20 protein-coding genes and 1 pseudogene are annotated in these 14,244 nt (G+C 50.8%); 5 read left to right on the top strand and 16 right to left on the bottom strand.

Annotation, left to right across the window (positions count from 1 at the left end; translation table 11 throughout):
* Positions 1-9: 9 nt before the first annotated feature.
* Both OCV61_RS10360 and OCV61_RS10355 read right to left on the bottom strand, forming a co-directional pair.
* Positions 10-858: a type II secretion system F family protein gene (locus OCV61_RS10360; RefSeq protein WP_262582789.1), complete on the bottom strand. Its 849-nt coding sequence runs from the start codon at positions 856-858 to the stop codon at positions 10-12.
* Positions 855-1,253: pseudogene (locus OCV61_RS10355) on the bottom strand (ATPase, T2SS/T4P/T4SS family); the annotation flags it as partial. The pseudogene OCV61_RS10355 and the gene OCV61_RS10360, both read right to left, overlap by 4 nt.
* Before the next feature lie 37 nt (positions 1,254-1,290).
* On the opposite strand from OCV61_RS10355, the gene OCV61_RS10350 reads away from it, so the two are divergent.
* The 5 genes from OCV61_RS10350 (at position 1,291) to OCV61_RS10330 (ending at position 2,887) form a co-directional block, all read left to right on the top strand.
* The gene (locus OCV61_RS10350) at positions 1,291-1,593 is read left to right on the top strand and encodes a hypothetical protein (RefSeq protein ID WP_158421727.1); all 303 of its coding nucleotides are present in this window, start codon (positions 1,291-1,293) and stop codon (positions 1,591-1,593) included.
* A gap of 13 nt (positions 1,594-1,606) precedes the next feature.
* Complete coding sequence (locus OCV61_RS10345) at positions 1,607-1,825, top strand: hypothetical protein (RefSeq protein ID WP_158421726.1); 219 nt, start codon at positions 1,607-1,609, stop codon at positions 1,823-1,825.
* Positions 1,826-1,951: 126 nt separating this feature from the next.
* Entirely contained in the window at positions 1,952-2,119 is a 168-nt protein-coding gene (locus tag OCV61_RS10340) for a hypothetical protein (RefSeq protein WP_158555585.1), read from the top strand.
* A gap of 12 nt (positions 2,120-2,131) precedes the next feature.
* Positions 2,132-2,365, top strand: a complete 234-nt coding sequence (locus OCV61_RS10335) for a hypothetical protein (RefSeq protein ID WP_158421725.1) — start codon at positions 2,132-2,134, stop codon at positions 2,363-2,365.
* 279 nt (positions 2,366-2,644) lie between these two features.
* Positions 2,645-2,887, top strand: a complete 243-nt coding sequence (locus OCV61_RS10330) for a helix-turn-helix domain-containing protein (protein WP_117689819.1) — start codon at positions 2,645-2,647, stop codon at positions 2,885-2,887.
* 47 nt (positions 2,888-2,934) lie between these two features.
* On the opposite strand, the gene OCV61_RS10325 is transcribed toward OCV61_RS10330, so the two are convergent.
* The 14 genes from OCV61_RS10325 to OCV61_RS10260 form a co-directional block, all read right to left on the bottom strand.
* Positions 2,935-4,326 (bottom strand): glucosaminidase domain-containing protein, encoded by a 1,392-nt coding sequence (locus OCV61_RS10325; RefSeq protein ID WP_262582788.1) that lies wholly within the window; start codon positions 4,324-4,326, stop codon positions 2,935-2,937.
* Between the two features lie 61 nt (positions 4,327-4,387).
* Positions 4,388-4,606 (bottom strand): hypothetical protein, encoded by a 219-nt coding sequence (locus OCV61_RS10320; protein ID WP_158421724.1) that lies wholly within the window; start codon positions 4,604-4,606, stop codon positions 4,388-4,390.
* A complete protein-coding gene (locus OCV61_RS10315; RefSeq protein WP_158421723.1) occupies positions 4,603-4,977 on the bottom strand; it encodes a serine/threonine protein kinase in 375 nt (124 codons plus the stop codon). The genes OCV61_RS10320 and OCV61_RS10315 overlap by 4 nt, the downstream gene beginning before the upstream one ends.
* Positions 4,978-5,122: 145 nt before the next feature.
* The gene (locus OCV61_RS10310; RefSeq protein WP_158421722.1) at positions 5,123-5,284 is read right to left on the bottom strand and encodes an XkdX family protein; all 162 of its coding nucleotides are present in this window, start codon (positions 5,282-5,284) and stop codon (positions 5,123-5,125) included.
* 1 nt (position 5,285) lies between these two features.
* Entirely contained in the window at positions 5,286-5,672 is a 387-nt protein-coding gene (locus OCV61_RS10305; protein WP_158421721.1) for a hypothetical protein, read from the bottom strand.
* The gene (locus OCV61_RS10300; protein WP_158421720.1) at positions 5,632-6,786 is read right to left on the bottom strand and encodes a reverse transcriptase domain-containing protein; all 1,155 of its coding nucleotides are present in this window, start codon (positions 6,784-6,786) and stop codon (positions 5,632-5,634) included. The genes OCV61_RS10305 and OCV61_RS10300 overlap by 41 nt, the downstream gene beginning before the upstream one ends.
* 414 nt (positions 6,787-7,200) lie before the next feature.
* Positions 7,201-9,147 carry a phage tail-collar fiber domain-containing protein gene (locus tag OCV61_RS10295; RefSeq protein WP_158421719.1) on the bottom strand — a complete coding sequence of 649 codons (1,947 nt, stop codon included), beginning with the start codon at positions 9,145-9,147 and terminating at the stop codon, positions 7,201-7,203.
* A 4-nt stretch (positions 9,148-9,151) separates the two neighbouring features.
* Complete coding sequence (locus OCV61_RS10290; RefSeq protein WP_158421718.1) at positions 9,152-10,057, bottom strand: phage tail protein; 906 nt, start codon at positions 10,055-10,057, stop codon at positions 9,152-9,154.
* The gene (locus tag OCV61_RS10285) at positions 10,050-11,195 is read right to left on the bottom strand and encodes a baseplate assembly protein (RefSeq protein WP_158421717.1); all 1,146 of its coding nucleotides are present in this window, start codon (positions 11,193-11,195) and stop codon (positions 10,050-10,052) included. The genes OCV61_RS10290 and OCV61_RS10285 overlap by 8 nt, the downstream gene beginning before the upstream one ends.
* Positions 11,196-11,202: 7 nt before the next feature.
* Entirely contained in the window at positions 11,203-11,511 is a 309-nt protein-coding gene (locus OCV61_RS10280) for a hypothetical protein (protein ID WP_117689809.1), read from the bottom strand.
* 14 nt (positions 11,512-11,525) lie between these two features.
* Positions 11,526-12,248, bottom strand: coding sequence for a phage tail protein (locus tag OCV61_RS10275; RefSeq protein WP_158421716.1), 723 nt, complete (start codon positions 12,246-12,248; stop codon positions 11,526-11,528).
* A gap of 11 nt (positions 12,249-12,259) precedes the next feature.
* Positions 12,260-12,685: a hypothetical protein gene (locus OCV61_RS10270; RefSeq protein WP_158421715.1), complete on the bottom strand. Its 426-nt coding sequence runs from the start codon at positions 12,683-12,685 to the stop codon at positions 12,260-12,262.
* Positions 12,686-12,695: 10 nt separating this feature from the next.
* Positions 12,696-13,982, bottom strand: a complete 1,287-nt coding sequence (locus tag OCV61_RS10265; RefSeq protein WP_158421714.1) for a phage late control D family protein — start codon at positions 13,980-13,982, stop codon at positions 12,696-12,698.
* Positions 13,982-14,242: a tail protein X gene (locus OCV61_RS10260; protein WP_118531382.1), complete on the bottom strand. Its 261-nt coding sequence runs from the start codon at positions 14,240-14,242 to the stop codon at positions 13,982-13,984. Before OCV61_RS10260 ends, OCV61_RS10265 begins: the two co-directional genes overlap by 1 nt.
* Positions 14,243-14,244 lie beyond the last annotated feature (2 nt).

Raw genomic sequence — 14,244 nt, 5'->3', positions numbered from 1 at the left:
TCCTGCTTTTCAAACCTCTATATCAACAATGCGCCTGCCCATCCAATAAGCACCTGTATAAATCCCCAAACATACAGTCATTGCACAAATCCCGAATGGATTTCCATACAGTACATCCAAAAAGCCGGGAGATGTAAGCCTCAGATAAAGAATGATCCCAGCCGGCATCAGGCTCATGATCAGCTGTTCCGACTTCTTGGCCGCAAGGGTAGCTTCGATTTCTTTTTTTACATCAATCTTATCTCCCAACATCCTAGCCACCTTCTGAATCACCTGATTCATATCTCCGCCTGTTCTTTTTGCCACATAAAAAACTTCAGCAAAATTTTCTATATCCTCCACATTACTTCTCTGCCCCAGATCAAGGAACAGTTCTTCCACTGGAACGCTTACATGCTGCTGATGATCAATATACTGAAATTCCCGTAGGATATCCGCATTCCCATCATACAGCTGCCGCAAATCCCGCACACAGGCAGACACCGCATTTTCCACAGAATAACCGGCCTGCACTGCCACGCTCATGGAATTAAGAGCATCCTTAAACTGAAAATTCAAAGTCTTTCTTCGCTCCTTTGCCAGCCTTTTTCGCTGCCAGCAAATGTAAACGACTGGGATAGGCAAAAATACAACTGCTGCCCATATACTTTTATAAAACAGATAATTAATTCCCAGAGCCAAAAAACTGCCTTGCATCAGATACAATGCCAGTTCCTTTGTACTGAACCGATAATTCTCATAATCCCTGCTTTTTTCCCACTCCCTGACAGAATTATCTTTTCCATAGCTTAGGCTATTTGTCCCCCGCACATGTTTCCGGGTATTTTCCATATCATTCTGCCTGTTTTTCTTTTTCATAAACATATCCCTGCCCTTTCCAGCTTCTCCCTGTGCAGAAGAGTGGCTGTAGACACAAGTCCCTTTTCCTCCTGCCACTGATACAGAGGCTGCATTTGAATCTCTCCGTCCCTGTATCCACAGATTTCCGAAATTTCCAAAACTTTTCTGGACTTATCCCGCAGTCTCCCCAGATGGATCACAATATCTACTCCTGCTGTGATCTGTCTGCGAATAGCGTCCAGCGGAAGTTCCACTCCCATCAGAACCATCATTTCCAATCTTGAAAGCATATCCCTGCTGCTGTTGGCATGAGCAGTACAAAAACTTCCCTCATGTCCTGTATTAAGCGCCTGCAGCATATCCACCGCTTCACCGCCTCTCACCTCTCCAACAATAATCCTGTCCGCCCGCAATATAAAAAAGTGAATGTAAAATAAAGGAGGTCTTTTTATGATTTTGTGTTTTGAATTATCAATGCCGCACGCGGCAAGCTGGAATGGTAAATGGTCCGGAGCGGATCAAGGACACTACATTTTCAAAACGTCCCAGGCTGCCTCTATGCAGAAGCTGTTTGCCAAACTCGACGGAGGCTCCTGGGCTTATCGTTGGGACGATGGTTGGTGTGCCGTGATTTCTGCTCGTATCGTTGATGCGAAGGAAGCCAGGAAACTCCGCAAAGCAAACGCTGGATTCTGTGGTTACGACTGGATGGTGAAGGATATCCTTGCCTTCGGTGAAATCAAAAAACGATAGGAGGTGATTCAGCGTGGCTTGTAAAATTAAAACGCTCCTGCAGTGCAAACACTGCAGGCATGATCTTGAGGTCGCGACAGTGTGCGGTGATCGTCGTGTGCCGCTTCTCTGGTGTCCTGACTGCGATATTTTGTATCAATATTTCGGACCGAAGGAGGTGATCGTTGATCGTTCAGCGAGCGTTGAATATGTGCGCGCTCTTGCGAATGAATTTCTGGTTGAAATGTCATAATTACCACCAAAAACCGGCCGAGATCTTTGTGCAAATTACGGTTATAAATAACTTGAATAGTAGCGGCACCAGAGCTAATATACAGACAACCTAAAGGAAAGCAATAAATGAATCGGAGGTCTTGGTATGAAGCAGTTGAGAAATATAATTGACGTATGGAACATGATTGAAAAGTTTAACCTGCAGGGCTGGGTGGTAAAAGATAGCACCGTGATTCTTCTTCCGGTTGCTGAATACGAACGGCTTCTCGCAAGCGTTAAAAACAAGAATTATATTCGCGGCTTAGTGAGATAGGAGGTCTTGGCTATGTATGAACAATCTTTACTTTGTGGAATTATGAATGATTGGTATGGCAGCATGGAGGATCTGTTCCAGGATCTGAAGCATTACGGATTTGAAGTCCTGGAGTCCAACCGTGAAAGCATCACGGTATCCTGCGACGATGATGGCGATTATGTTCAGATCGAGCTGGCTCTTGGTGGAACCGAGCGGACGATCGTTGTTGAAGATTTCGAAGAAATTTATCGCGAGGAGGCTTAGGCCTCCGGTATTAAACCGCCGATGGCAGGTCCGAAGCCCTGCAGGAAGAAGCGCGACGGATACCGTGGATTGATGTTCGACAAGTTTCCCTGGTTTTTAATGTGAAAGCCTGAAGGTCTGGCAGCCCCGCTGGACGTCCTCGTAAATCTTACACCCGGCCACCGGCCAGAAAGGCGTCGCCTATGATTGTATAAATTTTATCCTGGGTTTTCTGCAGCTTCCCCGCGCAGCTTAATCGAAGCGCTCCACGGTAATCCTTTTAGAAAGGAATGAATCAAAATGTTTGACAAAGAAAAATTGAAACAGGCCATGGATGATCATGGCGATACAAATAAGGCGCTTGCGGTCTTCCTGGGCATGACTGCATCCAATTTCTCGACGATTTGGAACGGGCGGCAGCCATTCCAGCGCAAGCACATAGTCCGGATCGCGGTCCGGTATCAACTCTCCCCGCAGGACGTGTGGGATATATTCTTCCTGGCCGACGCTGAGGCCATCAAAAAAGAAGCCAGAGAGGCTTGACCTCCCTGGCTTCTATCTATGTTTCCGACATTGATGTCGGGATCATCTTATCTCATGAGTCTGTTGACTTCCTTCTGAACTGCATTGTAGTTGTAACCAGCCGCCTGCAGCTTTTTCTTTCTGGCATCTCCATTTCCCCACTTACCTGCGAGGACTTCCTTGGCCACGGCAGTCACGCTTTTCTTTGTGGAGCTTCCACCTTTGGCCAGGCGATTGACTTCCGCCTGCACTGCTGCATAGTTATATCCTGCTGCCTGGAGCTTCTTCTTGCGATCATCGCCGTTTCCCCACTTGCCTGCGAGGACTTCTTTTGCGATTTCCGTCGTGCTCTTTTTTGGAGTCGAGGCTCCGCTTACGAGACGATTGACCTCTGCCTGCACTGCTGCGTAATCGTAACCGGCAGCAGTCAATCTGTTCTTTCGATCATCACCGTTGCCCCATGCGCCTGCCAGCACTTCCTTGGCCACTGTGGTGACGTCTTTCTTTCCGGATCCGGAAGCCTGGGACTCTGCAGCGTATCTGAGGACGTTGGTCCATGGATAGTTGCGGTAGCTTCTGATCAGGAACTCTTTACCTGTCTGGTCGCCAGGTTTGCCGCCTGTTGCGGTTCCTTTTTCGTTGATGCTTGCCTCTACCTCTTTGCCGTTGCCGCAGTACATTGCGGTGTGATGTGAAGTGTTCAGGAGAACGTCTCCACGGAGAAGCCCTGCGCCGGTCAAGCGGTTTACCTTGCTGGTAACGTCAACGAATCCGCATTTTTTGAATACCGCGAGCATGTTGCCGGTGTAGGTTGCGCCTTTGCTCTTGACCGGGATTCCTGCGTTCTCGCACGCCTGGATCACTGCTGCGGAGCAGTCAAAGTCTCCATGCTGTCCCCATCTGTATGTCTGGTCGTATCCGTGTGAGTCATTTCCGGCCCATGCTTCCATCTGTTGTACTGCTTTTTCTATCTTGCTCATTTCTGCTCCTTCCTTGTCATATTCAGTGAGTTTGTACTGAGTGATCAGTTGGTAGTTGTTTTCGACGTATGTGCTCGATGTGGCATATCCGTCGTTTTTGATTGTCTGCAGGTATTCCTTCGGATCCGTGATTCCTCGCAGATTCTGGTACCTCTGCAGCTGGATAAATTCAAAGTATCCCTTGACGCCTTCCTCCATGCTGTCGTAAACCCTGAAATTATCCTTGATGGTCGTCAGGGTTCCTGGCTGGTATTCCTCCTGGGTGGTGAGGTTGACGCTCTTGCCGGTCCATTTGGATCCGCATTTCAGTCCGAAGTAGTTATGATACTTCGCGGACAGCTTGCTCTCTCCCCATCCGGATTCCAGGATCGCCTGGGCGATGATGGGACTGTGTACCAGGATTCCGTATGCTCTCGCGTACTTTTGCACGTGCTTAGCTATGTCTTCGATGAATCTCTGCTGTTTCTCTGTGATTGCCATCTTGCATACCTCCTAAATAAAAAAGGGCAGCCTGGTGGCCGCCCTGGGTGCTTTGTGCTTCTTATTCCTCTGAATCGTCGGATCCAATGTTTGCGGAGTCGGTGAGTCCTTCTCCGATGATGTATGCCACGACGGATGCTCCGGCCATGATGAGTGCCGTCACCTGTGTGGCTGTGTTCTCTGCGCCTCCTGTGGCTACGATCATCATTGATACGAATGATGCCACTGCTGTCCAGAGTTTTCTGCTTGTCAGTTTTCTTTTCCAGTCGATGTTTTTCATGATGTTTGTTCTCCTTCCTCGATGATATGTTTCAGTGCTTGCTCGTTCAGAAAGTTCTTTTGTTCGTGCTTGACCTTCTGAGCGTAGTCCAGGGCTGCGTGCATGTCTCCGTTGCAGTGTGCATCCGGGATTCTCTGCACGGCTCTGGCTGTGGCCTCTCCGAGCGCTATGGCTGCGTTCACGCTGTTGATGATGCAGAGCTCATTCTTCTCTCTGATCTGTTCGCGTTCGTCCAGCTGTTTCTGGCGCTCCTCGCGTTCCTCTTTTTCGTTGTCCGCACGCTTCTTGAGATTCTGCTCGATGAGCCAGAAACAGAAGCCTGTGAACGCGGACGGAATGCTGGCGGCCACGACGATTGTTGTCATGTCCATTGGTTCCTACCTCCCTCCTGCATTTAATTTGTTGCAGCTTCTGCATGGCTGCTGGCCTGCCGGAATAAAATAAGCCACGCACTCGCCGCAGGTACCGAAGTACCGGCAGCTTTCCGTGCATGGCTCGTATGTCCTTCTGCAGGTGTTATCTGGATTCCGGTGTAGACACTGGAACCTCTGGCTCTTTCTTTGAGGCGATGATCTCCTGCATTTCTTCATCTGTGATCCATCCTCTCTTGACTGCGTTCTTCAGCATTGCTTCGGACGCGCGTCCTTCCTGGTATAATCTTTTCAGTCTTTCATACATTTTACTCACCTCCAAGAATCGCGAGCGTGATGTCATCGACGCTCTGGTTGATCGACTCGATCTGAGCCTGCTGCTTTGTGACGGTCTTTGTCAGGATTTCCAGCTCTGATGGCTGTTCTCCGGATGCTTCCGCCTCCTTGGCATTCTGGATCCAGGTCTCTGTGTCTGCTGCGACTGCTGCAGCGAGGCCTTCTCTGTAGATTGTGTCTACTGTGTAGCGGTCAAATGTGAAGTATTCCTGTGGCTCCTGGTCTTCTCCTGAAGCCTGGCGTGTGAATGGTCCCTGGATATTGTCATATAAAATGACGGTGCAGGATCTTCCTTCGATTGGCGGGAGCGCCTCAATTTCAAACTTCGACGCAGGCCTGATGTTGCTTTCTGTCTTCATCAGCGATTACTCCTTTCAGATGCTTAATATTAACAAACGGCCGCACCCACTTCTCATAGAAGTGCTGGCTGTCTGAATTCACGATGTATCCGATGTATGAAACCATGGCGTGCGCGTTCCGGATGGATGCGTATGCAGCTCTGGCGATCGTCCTGGCTTTCCGGCTAATCCTTAGCATGATCGACTTCCTGATGGTTGTCTTGTTCGGATGGAACTTGAAACCTAAGAAGTCAAGCGGGCGCTTACTCAATATAAAAACCTGCCAATTATCCTTGACGGTCTGCTTCGTGGCTTTTACTTCGGCTTCGATGAATTCGAGAGCTTTGTGCAGTCGTCGTTTGCTTGAATCAAACAAGACCATGTCATCCACGTATCTCACGTTGTGCGCGGTTCCGGTTTTCTCGGCGACCTTGTGGTCGATGTCCTGAAAGAAAAAGTTACAGAACCATGGCGAGGTAAAGAGCCCGACCGGGATGCCTACCGCATCGGTCTCCGGCAGCAGTCTTTCGTGCGTTGCCATCGGCTGTTGAAAGCTCGCGATGATCCGATCTGCCAGGCGCAGGAACTTCTTATCTTTTATCCTGCGTTGCAGCTTCTTCCGGAGTTCTTCGTGGTTCATGGTTGGATAGCATTTTCGGACGTCCAGCTTCAGAACGTACTTGGTATGCTTCGGATCCTTCCTGATCCACTTCTCGATCGCGGTCTTTGCTCCGTGCGTTCCTTTTCCCGGTACGCATCCGCAGCTGAACGGATAGGCGCTATGCAGAACGATCTGTTTGAAAATGCGAACGAATGCGTGATGTACACACTGATCTGGCCAGAATCGCGGGATTGCGATGTCTCTGGTCTTCTTCTGAATGCCATCGTTGATTCGTCGCATTGTGTACTTGGCTGGTATGAAGGTTTCCTCATCCAGCATCCTCTGCAGCTCCAGCGCGTGTCCATCGATGTCCTCCAGGACCTTCTGGACCTCTTTGCGCTTCCGCTTATGTCTCGCCGCGTCCTTGATCGCTTCCTTCAGGTTGTCGATGTCTCGGACGTGCTCGAATAAGTGACCGACTCGCTTCGTGTATTTGATTGGTGGTAGCTTGTCTTGCTTTTGTGTATCTTCCATGAATGGATATCTCCTTTCAGACTCTCTTTGTTAGCCTCGCTGACTTTCCAGCTCCATTCCTGGCGTACTAACCAGCGCCATTCGCGGCCTATTTTTACCAAGGGGTAAGGAAGCGCACCTGCGGCATTATCTTAACGAATAAATCGATGATGCCATAAAAAATCGAGAATCTAACAAAGTGGGCGACCGCCGATGTTCCAGTTCAGATTACCCGTACCGTTGTTACAGTTCCGGTAGAAAGGTCCGGCATTCGTACCGTTGTTCACGTTAGCGCCAGAGATCACCAGCCGCGCGCAGTTGCGCTCCCTGTGTTTAGTTTTATTTATTGGCAGCAGGCGCCTTCGTCTTTGCGCCTGCCTATTTTTCAGTTATGCTGCCGGTAGTTCCGGGGGATAAAGTTCCCCCGGTCCCCCTTTAAATGGCAGCCTTGCGGCAATGAGGGCGACCGCCGATGCCCCAGCTCAGATTACCCGTACCGTTGTTACAGTTCCGGTAGAAAGGGCCGGCATCCGGACCGTTGTTCACGCCAGCGCCAGAGAGCACCAGCGTTCCTCCTTCGGAGGAATAGTAATAGTCTCCGACGTAGCTGTCTGCTCCGCCTCCTACTTCTACCGGCATTTCGTACTCCGGATGCAGGCTGTCGAATCCCATCTTTTTGATGTAGCCTTCATTTGTCGGGCATACGTAGCCGAGCTTCTGGTAGTCTCCGGTGTATGTGTCGTCTGCGTAGCTTGCACGCTTATTGCAGCAGTAGTGCTGGCGGTTCTTGATGTTGACTCCGTCGCGGAACTGCCACATGTTACCGAACCAGTCCTCGATCCATAAGAAACGGACTGCACGTCTTCCGGAGAGTTTGGTTCCGGTAGGCCCTTCGGGATTTTCCAGGCATCCGTTCGGGCATTTCATTGCGGTTGTCTCACCGGTCTTCTGAACGCATGACCAGATTACATTTCCGACTGCGATATTCACCGGATCTCCGTCGAAGTAGATTTCTGTCGCTGCTTCCACCTCTGTTGACGCCTTGAATGCCGTGATCGTTCTGCCCCATAATACTGAATGATTCCAGAGTGCTGTTCCGATGGCGATCTGCTGTCCTACGAAGAACTGCGCAGCTCTGTCGCTTGCGATTGTGATGCAGTTGGTTCCTGTCTTGGCTTTCAGGGCCTTGTCGTCTCCACTCTCTCTGAATTCGGTACGTCCGGATCCGAGGATTCTCTGCGCCTGGGTTCCTGCGAACATGATTATAAATAAATGGTCGAGCAGGAACATGTTCCATACATCGTCAAGCTGCCAGCCTTCGCCTTTGTTGCGGCTGCGGGTTCTGAAGGTTGCCCTGGTTGCCTCTGTGAGCGGTGTCGCTCCGGCAATCGAACGGATGACGTCCTTGGCTCCTGTGGCTGCATCTTTTCCTGCAGATCCGTTGAAGATTGGGATGTAGATCTTGTCGCTGATGCTGCTTCCGTCTGTGAATGCAGGGTTGACGTGCAGGCCATCCACCGGTGCAGATGATACCCAGCGGTATTCCCACTCTACTCCGTCGCTATCCGTCTCAAAGTAGCGGGATGTATAGCAGAGCGGCATTTCCAGCATGACGTCTCCGTTGTCTCCGGTCCAGGAGAAGTTGGCGTCTCCCAGGTACGCGGTGACTTTTCTGTCTTCTGAAAGGTTGCACGGTCTGCAGGCATTGTATGGATATACCGACTTCATGAAGTCGTTCTGGACGTCTCCGGTTCCGACTGCTGCCTTGGCTGTAAGGCCGACAGCTCCACCGAGTCTCTCCCAGCTCTCTGCGCCGCAGCTCTGCTGGCCGACTTTCTTCCTGGCTCCGTATTTCTTCACGGCTGCCTGTTCGATGATGGTTACTCTGTCTGCCAGTGCTTCCAGGTCGCTCTGAAGTGCCAGGCCTCCTGCGGTCACGATTGTGACGCTTGATGCGTTGGCTACCTCCAGGTAGTAACTCATGGAAATGACGGACGGGATCACGCCATTGTATGCTGGCATGTAGTCGCTGGTGCTTGCGGTTGCGATGCTGTATAAGATTTCGCCGTCGTCCGGATCCTGTGCAAAAATACCGAACTCGCGGATTTCGTATCCTGATTTCAGGACGTCCGTGTCGCTGGTCTTATTTGTGATCGCTACCTTCAGAACGAGTGTACTTCCGTTCTGGATCTCTTTGCTGTGGATTGGCAGTGTCTGCACTGGTGCCTTGAGTGACGTTCTGGTGTCTGTTGCCTCTCCGGAGCTGTACTGACCGGATCCGGTCTGCGCCTTCGTGATCTTGATTGTGCATCTGCCCGCCTGGGCTTTTGCCAGGAGCGCTTTTCCTTTTGTGGTCAGTTTACTTGGATTCCAAATAAGCATTGATTTATTCCTCCTTTATGACTGTTGTTGTCTGATAGTCGATGTTTGCTCTCATGGCTGCTCTTTCGCTTTGTGAGAGGTCCGCTTTGCCGGTTTCTGCGTTCAGCGCGTGGGTGCTTTCCTCTGATGCATTGACTGGCCCGACATCGATGATGCCGGATGCCTCCGTGGCTCCCTGATTATCATTCAGGACGTATGTGCTTCCTTCGGTACCGGTTGCACTTGCGATAAATGCTCCGGCCGTAGCCTGGACGTCTCCTGCTGTGGTATTCAGAGCGTAGGTCTCTGTAACCGGTGCGGCGACTGCTGCCACGTTCATTCCTTCGGTTGCGTCTGTATCTGATATCTCGTGATTGCTCACGGTGCATTCATTTATTGCTGTGATGCAGGTGGCCATGGTTGCTGCTGAGTGGAGTTCTCGCAGCACGGTCACCCTTCGAATATGGGACTTTGAATTCTTGACCTTTTTAATGACCGAGGTCAGCTCGTTGATGATGTCCTTTGTCATCAGCGCCTCCGTCTCCACATCGAATGTGTTTGCTTCGATCGGCGGCTCGGTAAAGTCGAACCACTCGATCAGTCTCGCATCGCCTCCGAACACTGAGGCGATCAGTTCCTCTGTTGCTTTGACCGTTCCGGCTTGTGTGTACCACTTGAGCGTGTTCTTTATGATTGAGCGCTTTGTCTCGATGTCTGCGCCCTGGTCGTAGTACATGGCTCGCATCTCCACGGCCAGGTAGTCCAGCGTGGATTCTGCCAGGTGGTCGATGTCGCAGGAGCTGCCTACGCCTGCAGCTTTTTCCAGCATTCTAATAATTGCCATGTGCAGCGCGTAGCTTATGCTCTTAAATTCCGGACTTGTCTCATCCGGCCAGAGGTCTGCGAGCTCTCCGTTTCTAATATCAATCATCCTCAACACCTCCGTATGTCATGTTCTTGCTTGTGCAGTACGCGATGGAAGTGCCGCCGATCTTCTGAAAGACCGGACTCTTAATCTCTACCCTCTTGGCTCCTGCTGCAGTCACTCTCTTGATCAGCTCCGAGCTGTTGATGTCTCGGCCGATCTTGGACTGCTGCCAGGTTACGAAGTCATCCACTGCCTTGGCGACCTCGCTCTGGATTGTTGCCACGGATCCTGAATCTGAAGAATTGATATAATAGGTCAGGCTGATGCTGTAATTCACCGCTGTTGGCGCCTTCACGACGACCTTGTCAGTCAGCGGCCGGATGTTCGGATCCGTGATGTACTTCGTCAGCCCTGTGATCATCTCCTGGCTTGGTATTCCGTCATTCATCAGGAATACGATATCTACCTCGCCTGGGTTATCACTTGAAACCTTGACGTCTGCGATGGTGCTGTTGTAAGTCTTTACCCAGTAGATATATGCTTCCTCGGTTCCTGCTGTTGAATAGCGGGACGGTGCGATGTAGATTCTGTCCTTCAGGGATTCGTCGCTCTCCGGATCCGCGCCGCCATCTGTTTCCGTGATGTTGGTCACGCTTTCTATGTACGGGATCGGATCCACGAGTGTCTGGATGGCTCCCTCATGGATTCCATTCAGATCTACGCCGGTCTCGATGGAAGTGCAGGCCACGTCGACTGTGGTCTCTCCTGCTTTAATCTCCGCATACTCATCGGTCGTGAAGTATGCCTCGCCATCCGTGACTCTGGTTCCGGCCGGGATTGCTATCGCTCCGGTCTGCGCCTCTGAAAGTGTGAAGCGCATCGTCACGGTCGCTGGCTTGGCAGCAGTTCTCTCGATGCCCTTGAGCGCTGCCAGGTTGTCCAGGAAGGCTCCGAATGCGTACTTGAGAAGGTTCTGCTTTCCGGCTCTATCGACGTACATGTACATCTGGTAAATCTGCACGCTGCAGGCGTATAAGATCAGGGCGATCGGTTCGCCTCTGTCCAGCACGGTTTCTTCTCCGGTTTCCTCCATGTATTTGTCCTGGTAGTCCTGGAGCATCTGCTTCTGGATTCCATCCAGGTTGATGTCATCATCGATGAAGCTGACGTCCGGGAGTCTCTCGATCTGTTCGATTGCCATGCTCTTTTTACCTCCTTCCTAAGTAAATATCTAGCTCCAGCACGCCTTCTTCGTCCTGGGTTCCTTTTATGTCCTGAAGCTCCAGGCTTGGTATGTATTCGTCCATCGCCTCTGCGAGCTCCACTGTGATCATGTTGATTGCGTCCGGCCCTGGCATGTCAATAAAGATCTGTGTAAGACCGTATCCCCGGCTTCCAGGGATAGATCCTTTTCTTGTGATCATCATTGCTTCGATGATGTCGTTGGCCAGTTCCAATTCATCCGGTTCGATGGAACCGTCCGCGTCTTTGATCTGGTTAATTCTTATAAAAGCCACTTAGATTCCCTCCCTTATGAATATTCCATGAATGTGACGTCGATCTTAGCTTTCACAAGCTCGCCCTTGTTGTAGATCGTGTTCCAGGCCTCCGATGTTGCTGTGATTGCCATTTTATTAGAGCCCATGATTTTGCCTCCAATGACCAGGTATTCGACCTGTCCGCTCCGGTTGGCTTTCCGGATCTTCTCGACCATGCTTCTTGGCTTCACGCCATGCTCTGCAGATAGCGTGATGGTAAGAGTGACGCCCATTGTATCCGGACCGCTAAATTCTCCGCGCGGCACGTTCTGAAGGATGTTGTGCTTCGTCCATCTGGAGTCCTGCGATACCTTGATATCTTTAGCTGTCAGGATCTTCTTGCTATTGACCTCGAATATCAGATCTGTGCCCCAGCAGCCGAGTGTTCCTTTTGCTTTTGCGCGGTTCTTTGATTCGTCGGTCTTCTTCTTGGTGTCTGTTTTCTTTTTGCTGTTAGCTTTTTTCGTCTTTGGCTTTTTGGCCGGTTTCTTCTTGGCCGCAATGCTGGCCACGGTCTTCTTTTTCTCTGCGACCGTTTTCAGGTATTGGCCATAAGACCAGCCCCATCTTCCTTTGTATTTTACGTGGTACCATCCGCCTTGCTTTTTCCCATCTCCGGATACTGTGGTTCCGTATGGCATTGCTGTCAGGATGGTTCCGTTCGGCTTGCTTCTCACGCGGAGCCCAGACCTCGCTGTGACTTTGTATGTCGCCATCTGAATACCTCCTATCCTTTGATGTGATTGATGATTTCGGCCGCGGTGATGCTTCCGCTCTTTGTGGCCAGTGTGATCCTTGAAGCGTCGAGCGTGATTGCTGGCGCGTGAATCTGCAGCGAGCCTCCTGAATACTGCAGGAAGGCTTCACCGATTGCCTGCGCTAGGTCTTTTCTGTATACGCCTTTGCCGCTGACCGGTGGTTTGTGGCTGCTGTTCCAGTACGTTCCGGCCACGATTCCCATCGCGGATCCGTTGGAAAGATGAACGACCAGCACGCTGGCTCCGACCTTCGGCATCTTGTATTCATCGTTGAATGTTAAATAAGGGAGGTCGTCGGTCACGGAATTGTCGAGATCCGGATATGTGACCTTAATCATTCCGCTTCCGTAATCAACGGACGAGACCTTCCCGATTCTGATGGTTCTGTCTGCCATGATTTACCTCCTAGTCAAATGTTCCCTCGTCTACCCATCCGTAAACGTTCGACGAGCTGTCTACGTGTATCAGGTGCCATGGATGCGCATGGCCGTTTCCTCTGCAGTTAGGTCCGAGCGTTATCTTTGCCCTGCCTGCTCTTGCTCTGTAGCCTCTCGCTCCTGGATATGAACTGTAGTAGTGTGTTCCGCCATGGAAGTTTACAATGTCGCCGACCTTGTATGTCTTCTTTGCTGGTGCTGGTGGCGCCGGTGGCGCTGGTGGCGGATCTCCTTTGAGCTGCTTCTGACACTTATGCAGCTGAATCTCTTGTGTGGTTCCGCTGTCTGATACTTTGGTCTTCACTTCGTCCACGAAGTATTTTCCGTCTGCTTTGCCGAGGTCTTTCACGGTTACGCAGATTCCGGCCACGATTTCTGGCCTTGCGAATATCGTTCCTGTGAGTACGGTTGCTTTTTCGTTCTCCAGGTTGACCTTGGCAGCAGCTTTGTATCTGGCGTCGTTCTCGCTGTCGCTCTGCTCGCTGATTTTCAGCGTCCGGGCTCCTTTTGCTTTTTCTCCAACCAGTCCGACATAGATGCTGATTTCCTTGCTGTCATTGCCCTTTTTATATGACGTCCGGGCTCCGGTGTACGTGCCTTCCAGTGTGTCTGTGTAGTCCCAATCATCCCCGATGAAGTCTGCGCGCTTTATGGTTGCCGTGGCTTTTTTGCCTTCGTACTTGCTTTTCCCCCATATCACGATTTTGCTCTTGTAGACTTTCATTCCGAGACCGTAATCCTTGCACAAATCATATAAAAATGAGCTGTCGCTTTTATCTGTCTGCTCTATGGATTTGATGGTGTAGTTCGGTCCATCAAAGATGAGCTTCAGGCCGTATCTCTTTGCGATCTCCTGGGCGATCTGTTTAATGCTGACTTTCTTCCAGGTCTTTGTCCTGTTAGTTGATTTGATGGCCGAGTTTGTCGGGATTGATATTCCTCCAAGCGTGGCCACGAGCGGACCTCCGGTCATCTTCATCTCATCCAGGAGAAAGTCTCCGCATGATAGCTTTTTGTCTGCCCCCTCTTTGGTCCAATTCTTAAAGGTGAGGCTGGCCGTGATTCGGTCTCCCTTCTTCGGCAGCCAGCCTTTTAAGAATTTCATGTCTTTGTTGAAGACCTGAATAGAGAGCGTGTCGCTGGCTCCGGATGCCACGTCGTCGTATTCGATCTGCTCCGTGAGACCGTCCAGCGACTTCTTTGCGCTTTTCCCATTGAAGTCTATATCCGGGATCACGCGTCTTGCTTCTGCCATTACTCCACCTCCGATTCGTCTTCATCTGCCGCCGGTATTCCATCGTCTCTGTCTGAATCAGATCTCCATACCGGTGTGTCGTTGAGTTCATCTTCGGGGATATCGGGGAGGATGATTTCCTCCCCGTCGGAGAATACAAGCACGTCCAGTTTGTCCCAGTTTGCCAGGATTAGCTGTTGCATGAATTTTTCGGATCCATACTGGTCGTATGCGATCTTGTCCCATGTGTCTCCTGCTTCTGTGTAGTAAACGTTCGCCACTT

The organism is Blautia ammoniilytica (assembly GCF_025566965.1).
GTDB lineage: Bacteria > Bacillota > Clostridia > Lachnospirales > Lachnospiraceae > Blautia_A > Blautia_A ammoniilytica.
The sequence above is the reverse complement of the archived record's forward strand: the minus strand, read 5'-3'. Positions and strand labels throughout refer to the sequence as shown.

Excerpts from the sequence above, each read along its gene's own strand:
- OCV61_RS10305 (WP_158421721.1), bottom strand. The coding sequence starts at position 5,672 with ATGAAGACAGAAAGCAACATCAGGCCTGCGTCGAAGTTTGAAATTGAG.
- OCV61_RS10275 (WP_158421716.1), bottom strand. The coding sequence starts at position 12,248 with ATGGCGACATACAAAGTCACAGCGAGGTCTGGGCTCCGCGTGAGAAGC.
- OCV61_RS10285 (WP_158421717.1), bottom strand. The coding sequence starts at position 11,195 with ATGGCAATCGAACAGATCGAGAGACTCCCGGACGTCAGCTTCATCGAT.
- OCV61_RS10340 (WP_158555585.1), top strand. The coding sequence starts at position 1,952 with ATGAAGCAGTTGAGAAATATAATTGACGTATGGAACATGATTGAAAAG.
- OCV61_RS10290 (WP_158421718.1), bottom strand. The coding sequence starts at position 10,057 with ATGATTGATATTAGAAACGGAGAGCTCGCAGACCTCTGGCCGGATGAG.
- OCV61_RS10310 (WP_158421722.1), bottom strand. The coding sequence starts at position 5,284 with ATGTATGAAAGACTGAAAAGATTATACCAGGAAGGACGCGCGTCCGAA.
- OCV61_RS10320 (WP_158421724.1), bottom strand. The coding sequence starts at position 4,606 with ATGAAAAACATCGACTGGAAAAGAAAACTGACAAGCAGAAAACTCTGG.
- OCV61_RS10350 (WP_158421727.1), top strand. The coding sequence starts at position 1,291 with ATGATTTTGTGTTTTGAATTATCAATGCCGCACGCGGCAAGCTGGAAT.
- OCV61_RS10360 (WP_262582789.1), bottom strand. The coding sequence starts at position 858 with ATGAAAAAGAAAAACAGGCAGAATGATATGGAAAATACCCGGAAACAT.
- OCV61_RS10265 (WP_158421714.1), bottom strand. The coding sequence starts at position 13,982 with ATGGCAGAAGCAAGACGCGTGATCCCGGATATAGACTTCAATGGGAAA.
- OCV61_RS10330 (WP_117689819.1), top strand. The coding sequence starts at position 2,645 with ATGTTTGACAAAGAAAAATTGAAACAGGCCATGGATGATCATGGCGAT.
- OCV61_RS10315 (WP_158421723.1), bottom strand. The coding sequence starts at position 4,977 with ATGGACATGACAACAATCGTCGTGGCCGCCAGCATTCCGTCCGCGTTC.
- OCV61_RS10270 (WP_158421715.1), bottom strand. The coding sequence starts at position 12,685 with ATGGCAGACAGAACCATCAGAATCGGGAAGGTCTCGTCCGTTGATTAC.
- OCV61_RS10335 (WP_158421725.1), top strand. The coding sequence starts at position 2,132 with ATGTATGAACAATCTTTACTTTGTGGAATTATGAATGATTGGTATGGC.
- OCV61_RS10300 (WP_158421720.1), bottom strand. The coding sequence starts at position 6,786 with ATGGAAGATACACAAAAGCAAGACAAGCTACCACCAATCAAATACACG.
- OCV61_RS10295 (WP_158421719.1), bottom strand. The coding sequence starts at position 9,147 with ATGCTTATTTGGAATCCAAGTAAACTGACCACAAAAGGAAAAGCGCTC.
- OCV61_RS10325 (WP_262582788.1), bottom strand. The coding sequence starts at position 4,326 with ATGGCAATCACAGAGAAACAGCAGAGATTCATCGAAGACATAGCTAAG.